This is a genomic window from Pseudomonas sp. (assembly GCF_049645325.1).
Taxonomy (GTDB): domain Bacteria; phylum Pseudomonadota; class Gammaproteobacteria; order Pseudomonadales; family Pseudomonadaceae; genus Aquipseudomonas.
On record NZ_JBARTQ010000445.1, the window covers coordinates 1 to 16,511 of the forward strand.

Genomic DNA, 16,511 nt, shown 5'->3' on the forward strand with positions numbered 1-16,511 from the left:
AAAACGACACTGAATCGCAGGTCATCGAGCACAAGGCTGCGCAATAAGGGCGAACTGGGCGGGAACCCCACCCGCCTTCAACTGCAGGCTTTGAGGTTCACCGGGCCGACAAACGCGTTGCCACGCCCCATTACGCAGGCCACCGTCTGGTTGCGTTGACGCTCCCAGGCTTGCACCGGGTAGGTCTTGTTCCAGGCTTCGTACAACTGGCGGTCCTGTTTTGACAGGCGCAGGCCGTATTGTTTGCTCATGTAGAAGTAGGTGCGGGCGATCATTCCGCGAACCGACGGGCGCGGCATGACCTTCTTGGCCTTGAAATCCACTTGGGTCAAGCACGAGCCGTACTGCCCGCGTTGTGCCGGCAACCAACCAAAACTGAAGTTGTTACGGTCGCCATTCACCTCGCCGATGCTCGGCACCAGGTTGTGCAGGTCGGCTTCGGCGCGCTTGAACACGGCATCCCGGCGTGTGCAGTTCTTGCGCCCGCCGTCCTGCCAGCACTGGCGTTGGTGCCCGATTTGCCAGGCCGGTACGATGTGTTCCCATTCAATGCGTGCGGCACGGCTGGCGTTTTTGCGCGGAATGTAACCGCAAGCTTTCAGGTCGACACGGTTACCGGTGTATTTGCAGCCACAATAAAACTCGGTGGACTGTGGGGCGTAGAGCTTCCACGCCACTTTCTTGGCCTCGCTGAAGGTTCGAGGCGCCTGGGCTTGGGCAGCGACAGCGAAAAACAGGCAAAACACAGCAATAAAGCGGGCACTCATTGAATCAATCTTCCTTCGGCACAACCCAGAAAATCTGCACGCCACCATCATCCCGATAGGCGAGGGTGACGTTGTCGTTCTCCGCGATTTCTTCCAGCAAACGTGCCCATTCATCCTCAGGCTCTTCCGGTAAGCGGAAGATCAAGGCCGCCTTGGCTTTCTGGGCGTTGGTCGAGTTGATGATTTTCTGCACGCGAACGCCGAGGCGTTGGTAGGCATCGGGCGGGGTAGGCGCTGCGGAAGGGGACTTTGCCACGGAGTATTCCTTAGTGTGCTGTACGTGCATACAGTATTTAACTGTGAGCATTTTCGCAACTGCTTAAATTTCAAGAAGTTCGGCTGTCAGCGGTTAAGGCGTTCTGGTGTAGGCGGGGAAGAGGCATGGAAGGGGGGGAAGCAGGGGCGGAGAGACCCGCCCCTGCAAAGGTGTCACCAAGAATCAGTATTCCCAGAACATCCGTTGCAGTTCTTTGCTGTCCTGGGTCTTGGTCAGCGCAACCATGGCCAGGATCCGCGCTTTCTGCGGGTTCAGGTCATGGGCGGCAACCCAGTCGTACTTGTCATCAGGCTGTTCGGCGTTGCGCAAAACAAAGCCGCCGGCGTTCACGTGGGAAGAACGAATGATCTGCACGCCTTGCTTGCGCAACGCTTGCAGGGCCGGGACGACCGTGGAAGACACCGAGCCATTGCCGGTACCGGCAAAAATGATGGCTTTGGCGCCAGCCTGGGCCAGCGCCTTGACGGCGGTGTCGCTTACGTTTCCGTAGCCGTAGGCGATTTCTACGTCCGGCAGGCTCTTGATGGTCTTGATGTCGAATTCCGAATCCAGGGTGTGGCGCTTGGCAGGCAAGCGGAACCAGTAGGATTTGCCTTCAACGACCATGCCCAGTGGGCCCCATGGGCTCTTGAACGCTTCGGTCTTGATGTTGATCATCTTGCTGACATCGCGACCCGATTGGATCTCATCGTTCATGGTGACCAGCACGCCTTTGCCGCGAGCATCTTTGCTGCCGGCGACGGCCACGGCGTTGTACAGGTTGAGCATGCCGTCCGCCGACATCGCGGTGCCTGGGCGCATGGAGCCGACCACAACGATGGGTTTGTCGGTTTTTTCCACCAGGTTCAGGAAGTAGGCGGTCTCCTCCAGGGTGTCGGTGCCGTGGGTGATCACGATGCCATCCACGTCCTTGCTGTCGGCCAATTCAGCCACGCGGCGGCCCAGTTGCAGCAGGTTTTCATTGGTGATGCTTTCGGACGCAATTTGCATCACTTGCTCGCCGCGCACATTGGCAATCTGGCTAAGCTCAGGAACACCGGCGATCAGTTGCTCGATACCGACTTTGGCTGCCTGGTAAGTGGCGCTGTTGGCCGCACTGGCGCCAGCGCCGGCAATGGTGCCGCCGGTGGCGAGAATGACTACGTTGGAAAGTTTTGCCTTGGTTTCAACGTCCTTTGCCTGGGCGGCAACGGGGAACAGCAGCAGGAGGGCGAGGGCGCCCGGGACAAAGGACTTCAGTGCAGATTTCATTATTTTTCTCTCTGGTTTTTGATGAGTGCGGAAGCAGGTTCATCTAGAACGCCCGGGCGGTTCTGAATGCCACGAGGTGCTGAGAAAGAGCAGGATCTGTACCAAGCCGATTGTGGTTATTTTTTTTAATTAACCAATTGATTTAAAACAACTTATATTGATTTTTTGGTTAGGGTTGATGTGTCGTTGTCCGGCTTTCCGAACAGTGGAGCGATATTGCGTTCGGTTGTCCGAAAATTATGATGGAATGTCGACGAGCCTCGTATGACATAGGCATCACGGGCTGTCGTTTTAGAGAAAGGCCCGGCAAGGGCGATGTTTAATCGATTCAGCTACGTGGTATCAGGGCAGAGAGCTGGAGAGCCTGGATGAAACCCGGTTTTCTCCCGTTGACAAATGCCGACAAGGTTCTCATAGTTTGATTAACGCAAACGTTTGCGAGATGGTTCACGGCGCACTCCTGGAGTAGCGTGACAGCTCGTATCAGCCGCCCGGGTGGGAGGGCTGCCGAAGTGTTCTTCGGTGCAGGCGTTGCTCACAATAATCATAAGATCGGAGTGAACCCATGAAGCTGCCATTTGCTGGACGTCTTCTTGCTGTCGCTGTGCTTGCTGCCGCATCCGCTGCTCTGCCCCTTTCCTCTGCATTCGCCGATGACGCCGCCGCCAAACCCAAGGTTGGCCTGGTGATGAAATCCCTCGCGAATGAATTCTTCGTCACCATGCAGGACGGCGCCAAGGCCTATCAAAAAGCCCATTCCGCTGATTTCGACATGATCACCAACGGTATCAAGAACGAAACCGACACCAGTGCGCAGATCGATATCGTCAATCAGATGATCCTGTCCAAAGTTGATGCCATCGTCATTGCCCCGGCTGACTCGAAAGCGCTGGTGACCGTGCTCAAGAAGGCTTCGGACAAAGGCATCAAGATCGTCAATATCGACAACCGCCTGGACGTGGACGTGCTGAAAAGCAAATCCTTGAATATTCCATTTGTAGGGCCTGACAACCGCAAGGGCGCGCGCCTGGTGGGTGAATACCTGGCCAAGCAACTGCAAGCCGGTGATCAGGTCGGCATCATCGAAGGTGTGTCGACCACCACCAATGCCCAACAGCGCACCGCAGGCTTCAAGGATGCGATGGACGCCGCCGGCATGAAGATCGTCTCCACCCAGTCCGGTGAATGGGAAATTGACAAGGGCAACGCCATTGCCGCCGCGATGCTTCAGGCAAACCCGAACATCAAGGCACTGTTGGCCGGTAACGACAACATGGCACTGGGCGCTGTCTCCGCCGTGCGCGGCGCGGGCAAGGCCGGCAAAGTGCTGGTTGTCGGCTACGACAACATCGAAGCCATCAAGCCGATGCTGCAGGATGGCCGTGTGCTGGCGACTGCCGACCAGGCTGCTGCCCAGCAAGCGGTGTTCGGTATCCAGAACGCACTGAAGCTGGTCAAGGGTGAAAAAGTCGATGCCGTGGACGGCATGATCGAAACCCCGGTCGAACTCGTCCTCAAGAAGTAATCCTGGCAGCACCCAACAGCGCCCGCTCGTCCTGAGCGGGCGCCTGGAGATTTTCCTATGTCATCTTCCGCCCCGAACGCTGTCCTCTCGGTCAGCGGTATCGGCAAGACCTATGCCCAACCGGTTCTGTCCGACATCACCCTGACGCTCAATCGCGGGGAAGTGCTGGCGCTGACCGGTGAGAACGGCGCGGGTAAAAGCACGTTGTCGAAAATAATCGGCGGGCTGGTCACGCCGACCACCGGGCACATGCAGTTCAATGGCCAGGACTACCGTCCGGGCAGCCGCACCCAGGCCGAAGGGCTGGGCGTGCGCATGGTCATGCAGGAACTCAACCTGTTGCCGACCCTGACCGTGGCCGAAAACCTGTTCCTGGATAACCTGCCCAGCCATTGTGGCTGGATCAGCCGCAAGCAATTGCGCAAAGCCGCGATCGAAGCCATGGCCCAGGTTGGCCTGGATGCGATCGACCCGGATACCCTCGTCGGCAGCTTGGGCATCGGCCATCAACAGATGGTGGAAATCGCCCGCAACCTGATCGGCGATTGCCACGTACTGATCCTCGACGAACCCACGGCCATGTTGACTGCCCGTGAAGTCGAGATGCTGTTTGAACAAATCACCCGCCTGCAGGCCCGGGGTGTGGCGATCATCTATATTTCTCACCGGCTTGAAGAGCTGGCCCGTGTCGCCCAACGCATTGCCGTACTGCGTGACGGCAAACTGGTCTGCGTCGAGCCGATGGCCAACTACAACAGCGAGCAACTGGTCACGTTGATGGTTGGTCGCGAACTGGGCGAGAAGATTGACTTGGGCCCGCGCACCATTGGCGGCCCAGCACTGACGGTTAAAGGCTTGACCCGTTCGGACAAGGTCCGTGACGTGTCGTTTGAAGTGCGTGCCGGCGAGATCTACGGCATCTCCGGCCTGATTGGCGCAGGCCGCACTGAATTGCTGCGCCTGATCTTCGGCGCCGACCTTGCCGACAGCGGTACCGTGGCGCTCGGCTCGCCGGCTCAGGTGGTGAGCATTCGTTCACCCGTGGACGCGGTGGGCCATGGCATCGCCTTGATCACCGAAGACCGCAAGGGCGAAGGCCTGCTGCTGACCCAATCGATCAGCGCCAATATCGCCTTGGGCAATATGCCGAAAATCTCCGGCGGCGGCGTGGTGAACAGCCGCGACGAAACCGCGTTGGCCAAGCGCCAGGTGGATGCCATGCGTATCCGCAGTTCCAGCCCGGCACAGTTGGTCTCCGAACTGTCGGGCGGCAACCAGCAAAAAGTCGTGATCGGCCGTTGGCTGGAGCGCGACTGCGCGGTGATGTTGTTCGATGAACCGACCCGCGGCATCGATGTCGGTGCCAAGTTCGACATTTATGCCTTGCTTGGCGAACTGACGCGCCAAGGCAAAGCGCTGGTGGTGGTCTCCAGTGACCTGCGCGAGCTGATGCTGATCTGTGATCGCATCGGCGTGTTGTCCGCCGGGCGCTTGATCGAGACCTTCGAGCGCGACAGCTGGACCCAGGACGAATTGCTCGCCGCCGCCTTTGCCGGCTATCAGAAACGTGATGCGCTGCTTAACGACGCAGTGCTTAGGGATACCCCATGAAAACCACACATTCCCCCGGTAAAACTGGCGGCAACTTCTATGGCCTGGGCACCTACCTTGGGCTGGCCGGTGCCTTGCTGGCGATGATTGCGCTGTTCTCGGTGTTGAGCGATCACTTCCTTTCCTACGACACCTTCAGCACCTTGGCCAACCAGATCCCGGACCTGATGGTGCTGGCGGTGGGCATGACCTTTATCTTGATCATCGGCGGGATCGACCTGTCGGTGGGCTCGGTGCTGGCCTTGGCGGCATCGGCCGTCAGCGTGGCGATTCTCAGTTGGGGCTGGAGCGTGCTGCCGGCCGCTTTGCTCGGCATGGGCTGCGCCGCCCTGGCTGGCACCATCACCGGTTCGATTACCGTGGCCTGGCGTATTCCGTCGTTCATCGTGTCTCTCGGCGTGCTCGAAATGGCGCGCGGCGTGGCCTACCAGATGACCGGCTCGCGCACCGCCTATATCGGTGATTCCTTTGCCTGGCTGTCCAACCCGGTTGCCTTCGGTATTTCGCCGTCGTTTATCATTGCCTTGCTGGTGATCATCGCTGCGCAGCTGGTATTGACCCGTACCGTGTTTGGTCGCTACCTGATCGGCATCGGCACCAACGAAGAGGCTGTGCGCCTCGCCGGGATCAACCCCAAGCCTTACAAAATCCTGGTATTCAGCCTGATGGGCCTGCTGGCCGGTGTGGCGGCGTTGTTCCAGATTTCGCGCCTTGAAGCGGCGGACCCGAATGCCGGCTCCGGCCTGGAGCTGCAGGTGATCGCGGCGGTGGTGATCGGCGGCACCAGCCTGATGGGCGGGCGCGGCTCGGTAATCAGTACGTTCTTTGGCGTGTTGATTATTTCGGTATTGGCCGCTGGCCTTGCGCAGATCGGCGCCACGGAACCGACCAAACGCATCATTACCGGTGCCGTGATCGTGATTGCCGTGGTCCTCGACACCTACCGCAGCCAGCGCGCCAGTCGGCGGGGCTGAACCATGGCAACGATCAAGGATGTGGCAGCGCTTGCAGGCATTTCCTACACCACCGTGTCCCATGTGGTGAACAAGACGCGGCCGGTCAGCGAGCCTGTGCGGATCAAGGTGGAAGCGGCGATCAAGCAGTTGGACTATGTGCCGAGCGCGGTTGCGCGCTCACTCAGGGCCAAGACCACCGCCACCATCGGCTTGTTGGTGCCCAACAGCCTCAACCCGTATTTTGCGGAGCTGGCCCGTGGCATCGAGGATTACTGCGAGCGTAATGGTTACTGCGTGATTCTCTGCAACTCCGACGACAACGCTGAAAAACAGCGCAGCTATCTGCGTGTGCTGTTGGAAAAGCGCGTCGACGGCTTGATCGTGACCTCGGTGGGCGGCGACGACAGTGGTCTTGCCGCCGGCTTGAGCGCGGTGCGCACGCCCATGGTGATTGTCGACCGCGCGCTGGATGGTATTGATGTCGACCTGGTGCGCATCGACCACGAGGAGGGCGCCTACCTGGCGACCCGGCATTTGCTTGAGCTGGGCCACCGGGATATCGCCTGCATCGGCGGCCCGGGCCACACCCGCGTGGCGCAGATGCGTCTGGCGGGGTATCAGCGCGCGTTGCGTGAAGCGGGTGTGGAAGTGGTCGCCAATCGCACCCGTGAGAGTGACTTCACCAGCACCGGTGGTTACGCCGCCGCGGTGCAATTACTCGCGGAAAACCCGCCCAGCGCGATTTTCGCCAGCAACGACATGATTGGTTTCGGCGTATTGCGTGCTGCGGCAGAGCGCAATATCCGCGTTCCCGGCGAGCTGTCGGTGATCGGTTTTGATGACATCCAGATGGGCCGCTATGTGTACCCTGCGCTGACCACGGTCGGGCAATCGATCGTGCAACTGGGCGAGACGGCGGCCGAGCTGTTATTACAAAGAATTGCGACCCCCCAACTGCCGATCGATCAACGCATCGTGACGCCGAGCATTGTATTGCGTGAGTCCACGGCGCCGTTTGCCGGTGTGTTCGCCCAATACCGCTGAACCGAATTGACGAGTACTGATGTATGCCAGCAAAAGTAGTGGTAGTAGGCAGCTTGAACATGGACCTGGTCACCCGCGCCAGCCGGTTGCCCCGCGCGGGTGAAACCCTGATCGGGCAAACGTTCTCCACCGTCCCTGGCGGCAAGGGCGCTAATCAGGCGGTGGCGTCGGCACGCTTGGGGGCTGAGGTGGCGATGATCGGTTGCGTCGGCACTGACGCCTACGGCACCCAACTGCGCGATGCACTGCAGGTGGAGGGTATTGATTGCCAGGCTGTCAGCACGGTAGGGGGTTCCAGCGGTGTGGCGCTGATTGTCGTCGATGACAGCAGCCAGAACGCAATCGTGATCGTGGCCGGCAGCAACGGCGAATTGACGCCTGCGTCATTGCAGGCCGCTGACGCCGTGTTGCAGGCCGCCGACGTGATCATCTGCCAGCTGGAAGTGCCGATGGACACCGTTGGCCACGTCCTCAAGCGCGGTCGTGAACTGGGCAAGACGGTGATCCTCAACCCGGCGCCGGTCAGCGGCCCCTTGCCTGCAGAGTGGTACGCCTCGGTCGATTACCTGATTCCCAACGAAAGTGAGGCCAGCGCGCTAACGGGCGTGACGGTTGACTCGCTGGACACTGCCAAGGTTGCTGCGACGCAGTTGATCAAGGCAGGGGCTGGCAAAGTCATCATCACGCTGGGGTCGCAGGGCGCTTTGTTTGCCGATGGCATCAGCTTCGAGCACTTGGTGGCGCCCAAGGTCAAGGCCGTGGACACCACGGCTGCCGGCGACACCTTTGTCGGCGGTTTTGCCGCCGCACTCGCCAATGGCAAGAGCGAAGCCGAGGCCATCCGGTTTGGCCAGGTTGCAGCGGCGTTGTCTGTGACCCGCGCCGGTGCGCAACCCTCTATTCCTACGCTGCACGACGTTCAAGGTTTTGTGCCCTTATGAAAAAGACACCTCTGCTCAATATCGCCCTGTCGCGCGTGATTGCCTCCCTGGGGCACGGCGACATCCTGGTCATCGGTGATGCCGGCCTGCCGGTGCCGCCGGGCGTCGAATTGATTGACTTGGCGCTGACCCAGGGCATTCCGGATTTCATCAGCACGTTGCGCATTGTGCTCAGCGAGATGCAGGTAGAAAGCCACGTGCTGGCCGAGGAGATCCTGCTCAAGCAGCCACCGGCGCTGACAGACCTCAACACCCTGACTGAACAGGCGGCCCTGGGTGAGCGTCGCCTGGTCAGCCATGACGAATTCAAACAGCTGAGCCGCAAGGCTCGCGCCGTTGTTCGCACGGGTGAGTGCCAGCCTTACTGCAATATCGCGCTGGTCTCCGGCGTCACGTTCTAGCGTTTCCCTACGACAAGGAGTGTTTCATGCAACATGGTCTTCCAACCCTGAAAAACCTGTTTCGGAGTGTCCTGCTTTTGTCCGCACTCACTGCAGCCAGCGCCCACGCGGCGGAAAAAATCGACCTGATCATCGACACCGACCCGGGCGCCGATGATGTCGTGGCCTTGCTGTTCGCCATGGCTTCCCCAGACGAATTGAACATTCGTGCGCTGACCACCGTTGCCGGTAACGTGCGCCTGGACAAGACCTCCCGCAACGCGCGCCTGGCCCGCGAGTGGGCAGGGCGAGAGGAAATTCCGGTCTACGCCGGTGCGCCCAAGCCCATGCTGCGTACGCCGATCTATGCCGAAAACATCCACGGCAAAGAGGGTATTTCCGGCGTCACCGTGCACGAGCCGAAAAAAGGCCTGGCCGACGGTAATGCGGTTGATTACCTGATCAAGACCTTGAGCACCGCCAAGCCGCACAGCATCACCATCGCCATGCTCGGTCCACAGACCAACCTGGCATTGGCATTGACCCAGGCACCGGAAATCACCCAAGGCATCAAGGAAGTGGTGGTAATGGGCGGCGCGCACTTCAATGGCGGCAACATCACGCCGGTGGCCGAGTTCAACCTGTTCGCGGACCCGATCGCGGCTGAAGTCGTGCTCAAAAGTGGCGTCAAGATGACTTACCTGCCACTGGACGTGACCCACAAGATCCTGACCAGCGAAGCGCGCCTGAAGAAAATCGCAGCGCTGAACAACAACGCAAGCAAGGTGGTTGGCGACATTCTGAATGAATACGTCAAAGGCGACATGGAGCACTACGGCATCCCGGGCGGCCCGGTACACGACGCTACCGTGATTGCCTACCTGCTCAAGCCTTCCCTGTTCAGCGGGCGTGAAGTCAATGTGGTCGTGGACAGCCGTGAAGGCCCGACCTTCGGCCAGACCATCGTTGACTGGTACGACGGCCTGAAGCAGCCGAAGAACGCCTTCTGGGTTGAGAATGGCGACGCCCAGGGCTTTTTCGATCTGCTGACCGAACGGCTGGCGCGTTTGAAGTAACGTGTGTGCCGGTCGGCGCTCGCCGGCCGGTTCTTATTCGCGCTCGGGGTTATGTGCCCCCATGTGGTCGGCCGGGTATTTTTCGAATATCTGGCCGATGAACGCTTGCGCAGCCTGGGTACCCAGTTCTTTGACCAGCAGGTCGATACCAATGATTGCCAATTCTTCCGGGCTTCCGGGGCTGTAGGAACTTTGCCCTTGGGGCCATTTGGCTTTGATGTCGGCTTGCAGGGTTACGGTGGTCATGGATGTCTCGCGAGCTGGAAGTACAGGGCAATGCGCTAAAACGCGGCTTTACCTGGGCAGTTAACCATTTTGCGTGGCGTTTGGCACTGCTACTTAGGCATGACTGAGGCGCTGTGCGACACTGTCGGCCTGTCCAATTGCCGGGGAAAACCGCGTGCAGATCGATTTGAACAACCCCGAGAACCTGACCCTGGCCGCTGTGCGTCAGCTGATCGCCAGTGCCAGCGACGACGAACATACCCAGCTGAGGGTGACAAAGGCGGGTATCGCCTATATCTCCTCCGGCACCGCTGTGGGTGGCGTGGAGATCGACGGGCTGTTGTTTCGCCTGGAAACCTGGGCCAAGGGTTCCGGTTACGTCGGTAACGTGGCAGCCAGCGATGAAGTCTGGGTCACCCAGATTTTCAATGCGCTGAAGCAGAACTGGCCAAAGCCCCCGTTCGACTACATCGACATCTACTGAGTGCATTCATATCTGGTCACGATTGACCGGACGATTGCCGGTCGAGAGTCAGGCAGACTTGCCCCGCACGGTTTACGTCTTGAAACCAATCCGTCATACCGCTGTCGCACGATCTCTGTTCATTTTTTATCATAGGAGGCTTCATGCCTTGGAAGCTCGCATCATTCGGTACTTTGTTGGCAGCACTCGCGCTGGCGGGTTGCAGCACCCCGGGTGCCCCTGAGCCAGGCAAAGATGCTACCGCTGCCGGCGCCGGTTTCAGCCGCTGTGAGTCAAAGGCTGCCGAGTTCGCCGTAGGCCAGAAAGCCTCTCCCCAGCTGCTTGAGCAAGCACGTACTCGTGCCGGAGCTCAAAATGCGCGCATTCTCAAGCCCAATGACATGATCACGCTGGAGTACCGCTCCGACCGTTTGAACCTGAACACCGACGACAATCTGGTGATCACGCGGGTCAACTGCGGCTGACAGCCTGACGGCTTTTGCAGCGCCCATAAAAAACCCCGTCACATGGACGGGGTTTTTTTAGCTCAGCGGAGAATTACTCGCCGCGAACCTGTGCAGCTTGCATACCCTTTTGGCCTTTCTCAGCCACGAAGGAAACGGTTTGGCCTTCTTTCAGGCTTTTGAAACCGTCGCTTTCGATAGCTTTGAAGTGTACGAACAGGTCGTCACCGCCACCTTGAGGAGTGATGAAGCCGAAGCCTTTTTCATCGTTGAACCATTTAACGGTGCCGGTTTGGCGATTAGACATGGTGTATCTCCAAGAAACATATATTTTCAGTAGTACTGTGCTGCTCAGGCCAACTGGGCACACTGGGCTATCATAGTCGAAATGTTCGGCTTGGGAGCCCCCCCAAGGCATTGTTTGCTGATCAATAGCGTTGTATTTACTGCTTTGGCCAGCTGAAAGCCCCGGTTTACGGGGCTTTGGTGCGTGATATCAGCTGTTAAAAAAAGCCGTAAAAGCTGCGTAATTTGTGAGAAATGGCAGTTTTCAGGCTGTTTTTTCAGCAGTACGACCGTCTGGCCAGTGTTCTTTTTTAGTTTTTCTTCGCGACTTTGCAGGACGAAATAGCCGTGACTGCTTTGGTTTTAAGTGCCTGGCTGGCGTTCTGGTTGGTCATGAGTTCCTTGATTTCCGCGGTGCTCAATTCGGCATTGATCTTGTCTGCGCCACATTCGCAATGGTCTTTGGCGGTTTTGGCATCAACACTCTGCTGGGCCGCAGAGCTGCAGTCCTTGACGAAGTTGTCCCGATCGCCAGCCGAAGGCCAGTTCGATGGGGCGGCTGCCTGGGCGCCGAGGGACAGGAAAGCCAGGGAAGCAGCGAGAGCGAGGGTCGAGGTGAAACGCATCATGTGGATGCTCCTTTGGGTCGAGGACGAACGGCAATTCTCAGTGGGTTTGAGGCTTGGCGTACAGCCCAAGTTCACTTTTGCAGCCATAAACGCGGGAATTTGTATTTCGTAAGGCGGTGCCGGCGCGATGACCGTTCATCTGTGCTAGCATCGTGCGCTTGGCTATTTCCAGGTGTGCCATTTGCCGCCTTGCCATGTTCTTTTTAGCTCACTCCAGTCACTCTGGTTCGATTATCGGTTGGCCGAAAGGCTCCTGCCGCTGTAAGGCAGGCGTTCATCAGTGAACGGCCTGGTATTGGATCTTGTACTGGCTCATCCCAACCCACGTGACCTTTGGTAGGGGTCACCACTAGGAGAGGAGGCGCCATGCCAACTATTACTCTTCCCGACGGCAGTCAACGTTCATTCGATCATTCGGTTTCCGTAGCCGAGGTCGCCGCATCCATTGGTGCAGGCCTGGCCAAGGCCACTGTGGCCGGCAAGGTCGACGGCAAGCTGGTTGACGCCAGCGACCTGATCACCACTGATGCCAGCCTGCAAATCATCACGCCCAAGGACCAAGAGGGGCTGGAGATCATTCGCCACTCTTGTGCTCACCTGATCGGCCATGCGGTCAAGCAGTTGTACCCCACTGCGAAAATGGTTATCGGCCCGGTCATCGACGAAGGCTTCTATTACGATATCGCCTACGAGCGTCCTTTCACTCCGGACGACCTGGCGGCCATCGAAACGCGCATGCACGCGCTGATCGAAAAAGATTACGACGTGATCAAGAAAGTCACGCCGCGCGCCGAAGTCATCGACGTGTTCACCGCCCGTGGCGAAGACTACAAGCTGCGCCTGGTCGAAGACATGCCGGACGAGCAGGCCATGGGCCTGTACTACCACGAAGAATACGTCGACATGTGCCGTGGTCCGCACGTGCCGAACACACGCTTCCTCAAGTCGTTCAAGCTGACCAAGCTGTCCGGTGCCTACTGGCGCGGCGATGCGAAGAACGAGCAACTGCAGCGTATTTACGGCACTGCCTGGGCTGACAAGAAGCAGCTGGCAGCCTACATCCAGCGCATCGAAGAAGCTGAAAAGCGCGACCACCGCAAGATCGGCAAGCGCCTGAACCTGTTTCACCTCCAGGAAGAAGCGCCGGGCATGGTGTTCTGGCACCCGAACGGCTGGACCCTTTACCAGGTGCTTGAGCAGTACATGCGCAAGGTTCAGCGCGACAACGGTTACCTGGAGATCAAAACGCCTCAGGTCGTTGACCGCAGCCTGTGGGAGAAATCCGGGCACTGGGCCAACTACGCCGACAACATGTTCACGACCCAGTCGGAAAACCGCGACTACGCCATCAAGCCGATGAACTGCCCGTGCCACGTACAGGTGTTCAATCAGGGCTTGAAGAGCTACCGCGAGTTGCCGCTGCGCCTGGCCGAGTTTGGTGCCTGCCACCGTAACGAGCCATCGGGTGCACTGCACGGCATCATGCGTGTGCGCGGTTTTACCCAGGACGACGCCCACATTTTCTGCACCGAAGAGCAGATGCAGGCTGAATCCGCAGCGTTCATCAAGCTGACCATGGACGTTTATCGCGATTTCGGTTTCACCGAAGTCGAAATGAAGCTGTCCACTCGTCCGGAAAAACGTGTCGGTTCCGACGAGTTGTGGGATCGCGCTGAAGCCGCGTTGGCCGCTGCGCTTGACAGCGCGGGGCTTGCGTACGATCTGCAGCCGGGGGAGGGCGCGTTCTACGGTCCGAAGATCGAGTTCTCGCTGAAAGATTGCCTTGGCCGTGTCTGGCAGTGTGGTACCCTGCAGCTCGATTTTAACCTGCCGATCCGTCTGGGAGCCGAATACGTCTCCGAAGACAACAGCCGTAAACACCCGGTTATGCTGCACCGGGCGATCCTCGGCTCGTTCGAGCGGTTCGTCGGGATCCTGATCGAGCACTACGAGGGTGCGTTCCCCGCGTGGCTTGCTCCGACCCAGGCAGTGATCATGAATATCACTGATAAACAGGCAGATTTTGCCGCTGAAGTTGAAAAAACTCTCAACGAAAGCGGATTTCGTGCCAAGTCCGACTTGAGAAATGAAAAGATCGGCTTTAAAATCCGCGAGCATACTTTGCTCAAGGTTCCCTATCTTTTGGTTATCGGAGATCGGGAAGTCGAGATGCAGACTGTCGCTGTGCGTACTCGTGAAGGTGCTGACCTGGGCTCGATGCCCGTCGCCCAGTTCGCTGAGTTCCTCGCGCAAGCGGTTTCCCGGCGTGGTCGCCCAGATTCGGAGTAATTATTATTAAGCGTGAAATGAGACAAGATAAACGAGCTGCACCGAAAGCCCCGATCAACGAGAATATCTCGGCACGCGAGGTTCGGTTAATTGGCGCTGACGGCGAGCAGATTGGCATCGTCTCGATTGATGAAGCGCTTCGTATTGCTGAAGAGTCCAAATTGGACTTGGTGGAAATCTCCGCCGATGCAATCCCACCCGTTTGCCGGGTGATGGACTACGGCAAATCGATCTTCGAAAAGAAGAAACAGGTTGCCGCAGCGAAGAAGAACCAGAAGCAGATTCAAGTAAAAGAAATCAAGTTTCGTCCAGGGACGGAGGAAGGGGATTACCAGGTAAAACTGCGCAACCTGGTACGTTTCCTGAGTGATGGGGACAGGGCCAAGGTATCCTTGCGATTCCGCGGCCGTGAGATGGCGCACCAGGAGCTGGGGATGGAACTCCTCAAGCGGGTTGAAGCTGACCTGCTGGAGTACGGTTCTGTCGAGCAGCATCCTAAGATGGAAGGACGCCAGCTTATTATGGTCATCGCCCCGAAAAAGAAGAAGTAATCAACAGGGCACGGCAGGCCTTCTGATTATGTTTATCAACTGAATGCGGAGTACAGAACATGCCAAAGATGAAAACTAAAAGTGGTGCTGCTAAGCGGTTTCTGAAAACTGCTAACGGTATCAAGCACAAGCACGCTTTCAAGAGCCACATCCTGACCAAAATGTCGACCAAGCGTAAGCGTCAATTGCGCGGTAGCAGCTTGCTGCATCCGTCTGACGTGGCAAAAGTCGAGCGCATGCTGCGCCTTCGTTAATTTTAGTCAAGAATAGAGGAAGTAACTCATGGCTCGTGTAAAGCGTGGCGTCATTGCCCGTAAACGTCACAAAAAAATTCTGAAACTTGCTAAAGGCTACTACGGCGCGCGTTCACGCGTATTCCGTGTTGCCAAGCAAGCGGTAATCAAGGCTGGCCAATACGCCTACCGCGACCGTCGTCAGAAAAAACGTCAGTTCCGCGCTCTGTGGATCGCTCGTATCAACGCTGGTGCACGTGTTAACGGTCTGTCCTACAGCCGTTTCATCGCTGGCCTGAAAAAAGCGTCCATCGAAATCGACCGTAAGGTTCTGGCTGAACTGGCCGTGAACGAAAAAGCGGTGTTTGCTGCGATTGTCGAGAAAGCTAAAGCCACTCTGGCTTAAGTACCCCCGACAGTCACCTTGGGCTGCTCCTGTAGCCCAAGGTGGTAAACGTCATAAATAGGGGAAGAGCCTTCAAGCTCTTCCCCTATTTTGTATCTGGAGTCTGTACATGGAAAACCTGGACGCGCTCGTCGCTCAAGCCCTTGAGGCGGTGCATAGCGCTGAAGATATCAATGCCCTGGAGCAAATCCGGGTTCACTACCTTGGCAAAAAGGGTGAATTGACTCAGGTGATGAAGACCCTGGGGAATTTGCCGGCTGAAGAGCGTCCGCAAGTCGGCGCGCTGATTAACGTCGCCAAGGAGCGTGTCACCGAGGTGCTCAATGCGCGCAAGGCGTCGCTTGAGGAGGCCGATCTTGCGGCCAAGCTCGCCGCCGAGTCCATTGACGTGACCTTGCCTGGCCGTGGCCAGACCTCGGGCGGTCTGCATCCGATTACCCGGACTCTGGAACGTATCGAACAGTTCTTCACCCACATTGGCTACGGCATTGCCGAAGGCCCTGAGGTCGAAGACGACTATCACAACTTCGAGGCGCTCAACATCCCAGGCCATCACCCGGCCCGGTCGATGCACGACACCTTCTATTTCAATGCGAACATGTTGTTGCGCACCCATACCTCACCGGTACAGGTCCGCACCATGGAAGCGAACCAGCCGCCGATCCGCATTGTCTGCCCAGGCCGTGTGTACCGCAGCGACTCGGATATCACCCACTCGCCGATGTTCCACCAGGTCGAAGGCCTGCTGGTTGATCGCGATATCAACTTCGCCGACCTCAAGGGCACCATTGAAGAGTTCCTGCGGGTGTTCTTCGAGAAGGAGCTGGCGGTGCGTTTCCGTCCATCGTTCTTCCCGTTCACCGAGCCGTCCGCTGAAGTCGACATGGAATGCGTGATGTGCAGCGGTAAAGGCTGCCGCGTCTGCAAGCAGACCGGCTGGCTGGAAGTGATGGGCTGCGGCATGGTTCACCCTAACGTGCTGCGCATGTCCGGGATCGACCCGGAAGAGTTCTCGGGTTTTGCCTTCGGCATGGGCGTTGAGCGTCTGGCCATGCTGCGTTACGGCGTGAACGACCTGCGTCTGTTCTTCGACAACGACTTGCGGTTCCTCGCGCAATTTCGCTAGTCGTAACGAATC

Annotated in this window: 20 protein-coding genes; 14 read left to right on the forward strand and 6 right to left on the reverse strand. The window is 58.1% G+C overall.

Annotated features, from left to right (window positions below):
* Positions 1-77: 77 nt before the first annotated feature.
* The 3 genes from WBB95_RS19235 to WBB95_RS19245 all read right to left on the reverse strand — a co-directional run bounded on the left by WBB95_RS19235 (position 78) and on the right by WBB95_RS19245 (position 2,295).
* Positions 78-767 carry an endonuclease gene (locus WBB95_RS19235; RefSeq protein WP_424489024.1) on the reverse strand — a complete coding sequence of 230 codons (690 nt, stop codon included), beginning with the start codon at positions 765-767 and terminating at the stop codon, positions 78-80.
* A 4-nt stretch (positions 768-771) separates the two neighbouring features.
* Positions 772-1,023, reverse strand: a complete 252-nt coding sequence (locus WBB95_RS19240) for a DUF1654 domain-containing protein (RefSeq protein WP_424489025.1) — start codon at positions 1,021-1,023, stop codon at positions 772-774.
* Between the two features lie 183 nt (positions 1,024-1,206).
* The gene (locus tag WBB95_RS19245; RefSeq protein ID WP_424489026.1) at positions 1,207-2,295 is read right to left on the reverse strand and encodes an asparaginase; all 1,089 of its coding nucleotides are present in this window, start codon (positions 2,293-2,295) and stop codon (positions 1,207-1,209) included.
* A 565-nt stretch (positions 2,296-2,860) separates the two neighbouring features.
* Here WBB95_RS19245 and WBB95_RS19250 point away from each other — a divergent pair.
* From WBB95_RS19250 to WBB95_RS19280, 7 genes are read left to right on the forward strand one after another with little or no spacing between them, the layout of a single operon-like run.
* A complete protein-coding gene (locus WBB95_RS19250) occupies positions 2,861-3,820 on the forward strand; it encodes a sugar ABC transporter substrate-binding protein (RefSeq protein WP_424489027.1) in 960 nt (319 codons plus the stop codon).
* A 57-nt stretch (positions 3,821-3,877) separates the two neighbouring features.
* On the forward strand, positions 3,878-5,431 hold the full coding sequence (locus WBB95_RS19255) for a sugar ABC transporter ATP-binding protein (RefSeq protein ID WP_424489028.1): 1,554 nt from the start codon (positions 3,878-3,880) through the stop codon (positions 5,429-5,431).
* Complete coding sequence (locus tag WBB95_RS19260) at positions 5,428-6,405, forward strand: ABC transporter permease (RefSeq protein ID WP_424489029.1); 978 nt, start codon at positions 5,428-5,430, stop codon at positions 6,403-6,405. The genes WBB95_RS19255 and WBB95_RS19260 overlap by 4 nt, the downstream gene beginning before the upstream one ends.
* A 3-nt stretch (positions 6,406-6,408) precedes the next feature.
* A complete protein-coding gene (locus WBB95_RS19265) occupies positions 6,409-7,431 on the forward strand; it encodes a LacI family DNA-binding transcriptional regulator (RefSeq protein WP_424489030.1) in 1,023 nt (340 codons plus the stop codon).
* Positions 7,432-7,454: 23 nt separating this feature from the next.
* Positions 7,455-8,372 (forward strand): ribokinase, encoded by a 918-nt coding sequence (rbsK, locus tag WBB95_RS19270; RefSeq protein WP_424489031.1) that lies wholly within the window; start codon positions 7,455-7,457, stop codon positions 8,370-8,372.
* Positions 8,369-8,773 (forward strand): D-ribose pyranase, encoded by a 405-nt coding sequence (gene rbsD / locus WBB95_RS19275; protein ID WP_078738095.1) that lies wholly within the window; start codon positions 8,369-8,371, stop codon positions 8,771-8,773. The genes rbsK and rbsD overlap by 4 nt, the downstream gene beginning before the upstream one ends.
* Positions 8,774-8,799: 26 nt before the next feature.
* Positions 8,800-9,828, forward strand: a complete 1,029-nt coding sequence (locus WBB95_RS19280) for a nucleoside hydrolase (protein ID WP_424489032.1) — start codon at positions 8,800-8,802, stop codon at positions 9,826-9,828.
* A gap of 33 nt (positions 9,829-9,861) precedes the next feature.
* Here WBB95_RS19280 and WBB95_RS19285 read toward each other — a convergent pair whose 3' ends face one another.
* Positions 9,862-10,074: a hypothetical protein gene (locus WBB95_RS19285; protein ID WP_015884938.1), complete on the reverse strand. Its 213-nt coding sequence runs from the start codon at positions 10,072-10,074 to the stop codon at positions 9,862-9,864.
* 154 nt (positions 10,075-10,228) lie between these two features.
* Here WBB95_RS19285 and WBB95_RS19290 point away from each other — a divergent pair, with 154 nt between their 5' ends.
* Both WBB95_RS19290 and WBB95_RS19295 read left to right on the forward strand, forming a co-directional pair.
* The gene (locus tag WBB95_RS19290) at positions 10,229-10,537 is read left to right on the forward strand and encodes a hypothetical protein (protein ID WP_424489033.1); all 309 of its coding nucleotides are present in this window, start codon (positions 10,229-10,231) and stop codon (positions 10,535-10,537) included.
* Positions 10,538-10,680: 143 nt separating this feature from the next.
* A complete protein-coding gene (locus WBB95_RS19295; RefSeq protein ID WP_424489034.1) occupies positions 10,681-11,001 on the forward strand; it encodes an I78 family peptidase inhibitor in 321 nt (106 codons plus the stop codon).
* A 73-nt stretch (positions 11,002-11,074) separates the two neighbouring features.
* Here WBB95_RS19295 and WBB95_RS19300 read toward each other — a convergent pair whose 3' ends face one another.
* Entirely contained in the window at positions 11,075-11,287 is a 213-nt protein-coding gene (locus WBB95_RS19300; protein ID WP_003234260.1) for a cold-shock protein, read from the reverse strand.
* A gap of 289 nt (positions 11,288-11,576) precedes the next feature.
* The gene (locus WBB95_RS19305) at positions 11,577-11,894 is read right to left on the reverse strand and encodes a hypothetical protein (RefSeq protein ID WP_424489035.1); all 318 of its coding nucleotides are present in this window, start codon (positions 11,892-11,894) and stop codon (positions 11,577-11,579) included.
* Between the two features lie 366 nt (positions 11,895-12,260).
* Between WBB95_RS19305 and thrS the strand changes: the two genes are divergently transcribed.
* From thrS to pheS, 5 genes are all read left to right on the forward strand, one after another.
* Positions 12,261-14,183: a threonine--tRNA ligase gene (gene thrS / locus WBB95_RS19310; RefSeq protein ID WP_424489036.1), complete on the forward strand. Its 1,923-nt coding sequence runs from the start codon at positions 12,261-12,263 to the stop codon at positions 14,181-14,183.
* The gene (gene infC, locus WBB95_RS19315; RefSeq protein ID WP_015884933.1) at positions 14,183-14,734 is read left to right on the forward strand and encodes a translation initiation factor IF-3; all 552 of its coding nucleotides are present in this window, start codon (positions 14,183-14,185) and stop codon (positions 14,732-14,734) included. The genes thrS and infC overlap by 1 nt, the downstream gene beginning before the upstream one ends.
* A 59-nt stretch (positions 14,735-14,793) precedes the next feature.
* A complete protein-coding gene (gene rpmI / locus WBB95_RS19320) occupies positions 14,794-14,988 on the forward strand; it encodes a 50S ribosomal protein L35 (protein ID WP_002553160.1) in 195 nt (64 codons plus the stop codon).
* Positions 14,989-15,016: 28 nt separating this feature from the next.
* A complete protein-coding gene (gene rplT / locus WBB95_RS19325; protein WP_003174975.1) occupies positions 15,017-15,373 on the forward strand; it encodes a 50S ribosomal protein L20 in 357 nt (118 codons plus the stop codon).
* 109 nt (positions 15,374-15,482) lie between these two features.
* Complete coding sequence (gene pheS, locus WBB95_RS19330) at positions 15,483-16,499, forward strand: phenylalanine--tRNA ligase subunit alpha (protein ID WP_424489037.1); 1,017 nt, start codon at positions 15,483-15,485, stop codon at positions 16,497-16,499.
* Positions 16,500-16,511: the final 12 nt, after the last annotated feature.

Coding starts and splice junctions, on each gene's coding strand:
- rplT (WP_003174975.1), top strand. CDS start 15,017: ATGGCTCGTGTAAAGCGTGGCGTCATTGCCCGTAAACGTCACAAAAAA.
- thrS (WP_424489036.1), top strand. CDS start 12,261: ATGCCAACTATTACTCTTCCCGACGGCAGTCAACGTTCATTCGATCAT.
- WBB95_RS19285 (WP_015884938.1), bottom strand. CDS start 10,074: ATGACCACCGTAACCCTGCAAGCCGACATCAAAGCCAAATGGCCCCAA.
- rbsD (WP_078738095.1), top strand. CDS start 8,369: ATGAAAAAGACACCTCTGCTCAATATCGCCCTGTCGCGCGTGATTGCC.
- WBB95_RS19295 (WP_424489034.1), top strand. CDS start 10,681: ATGCCTTGGAAGCTCGCATCATTCGGTACTTTGTTGGCAGCACTCGCG.
- WBB95_RS19255 (WP_424489028.1), top strand. CDS start 3,878: ATGTCATCTTCCGCCCCGAACGCTGTCCTCTCGGTCAGCGGTATCGGC.
- WBB95_RS19305 (WP_424489035.1), bottom strand. CDS start 11,894: ATGATGCGTTTCACCTCGACCCTCGCTCTCGCTGCTTCCCTGGCTTTC.
- WBB95_RS19235 (WP_424489024.1), bottom strand. CDS start 767: ATGAGTGCCCGCTTTATTGCTGTGTTTTGCCTGTTTTTCGCTGTCGCT.
- rbsK (WP_424489031.1), top strand. CDS start 7,455: ATGCCAGCAAAAGTAGTGGTAGTAGGCAGCTTGAACATGGACCTGGTC.
- WBB95_RS19260 (WP_424489029.1), top strand. CDS start 5,428: ATGAAAACCACACATTCCCCCGGTAAAACTGGCGGCAACTTCTATGGC.
- rpmI (WP_002553160.1), top strand. CDS start 14,794: ATGCCAAAGATGAAAACTAAAAGTGGTGCTGCTAAGCGGTTTCTGAAA.
- WBB95_RS19250 (WP_424489027.1), top strand. CDS start 2,861: ATGAAGCTGCCATTTGCTGGACGTCTTCTTGCTGTCGCTGTGCTTGCT.
- WBB95_RS19265 (WP_424489030.1), top strand. CDS start 6,409: ATGGCAACGATCAAGGATGTGGCAGCGCTTGCAGGCATTTCCTACACC.
- WBB95_RS19280 (WP_424489032.1), top strand. CDS start 8,800: ATGCAACATGGTCTTCCAACCCTGAAAAACCTGTTTCGGAGTGTCCTG.
- WBB95_RS19245 (WP_424489026.1), bottom strand. CDS start 2,295: ATGAAATCTGCACTGAAGTCCTTTGTCCCGGGCGCCCTCGCCCTCCTG.
- pheS (WP_424489037.1), top strand. CDS start 15,483: ATGGAAAACCTGGACGCGCTCGTCGCTCAAGCCCTTGAGGCGGTGCAT.
- WBB95_RS19300 (WP_003234260.1), bottom strand. CDS start 11,287: ATGTCTAATCGCCAAACCGGCACCGTTAAATGGTTCAACGATGAAAAA.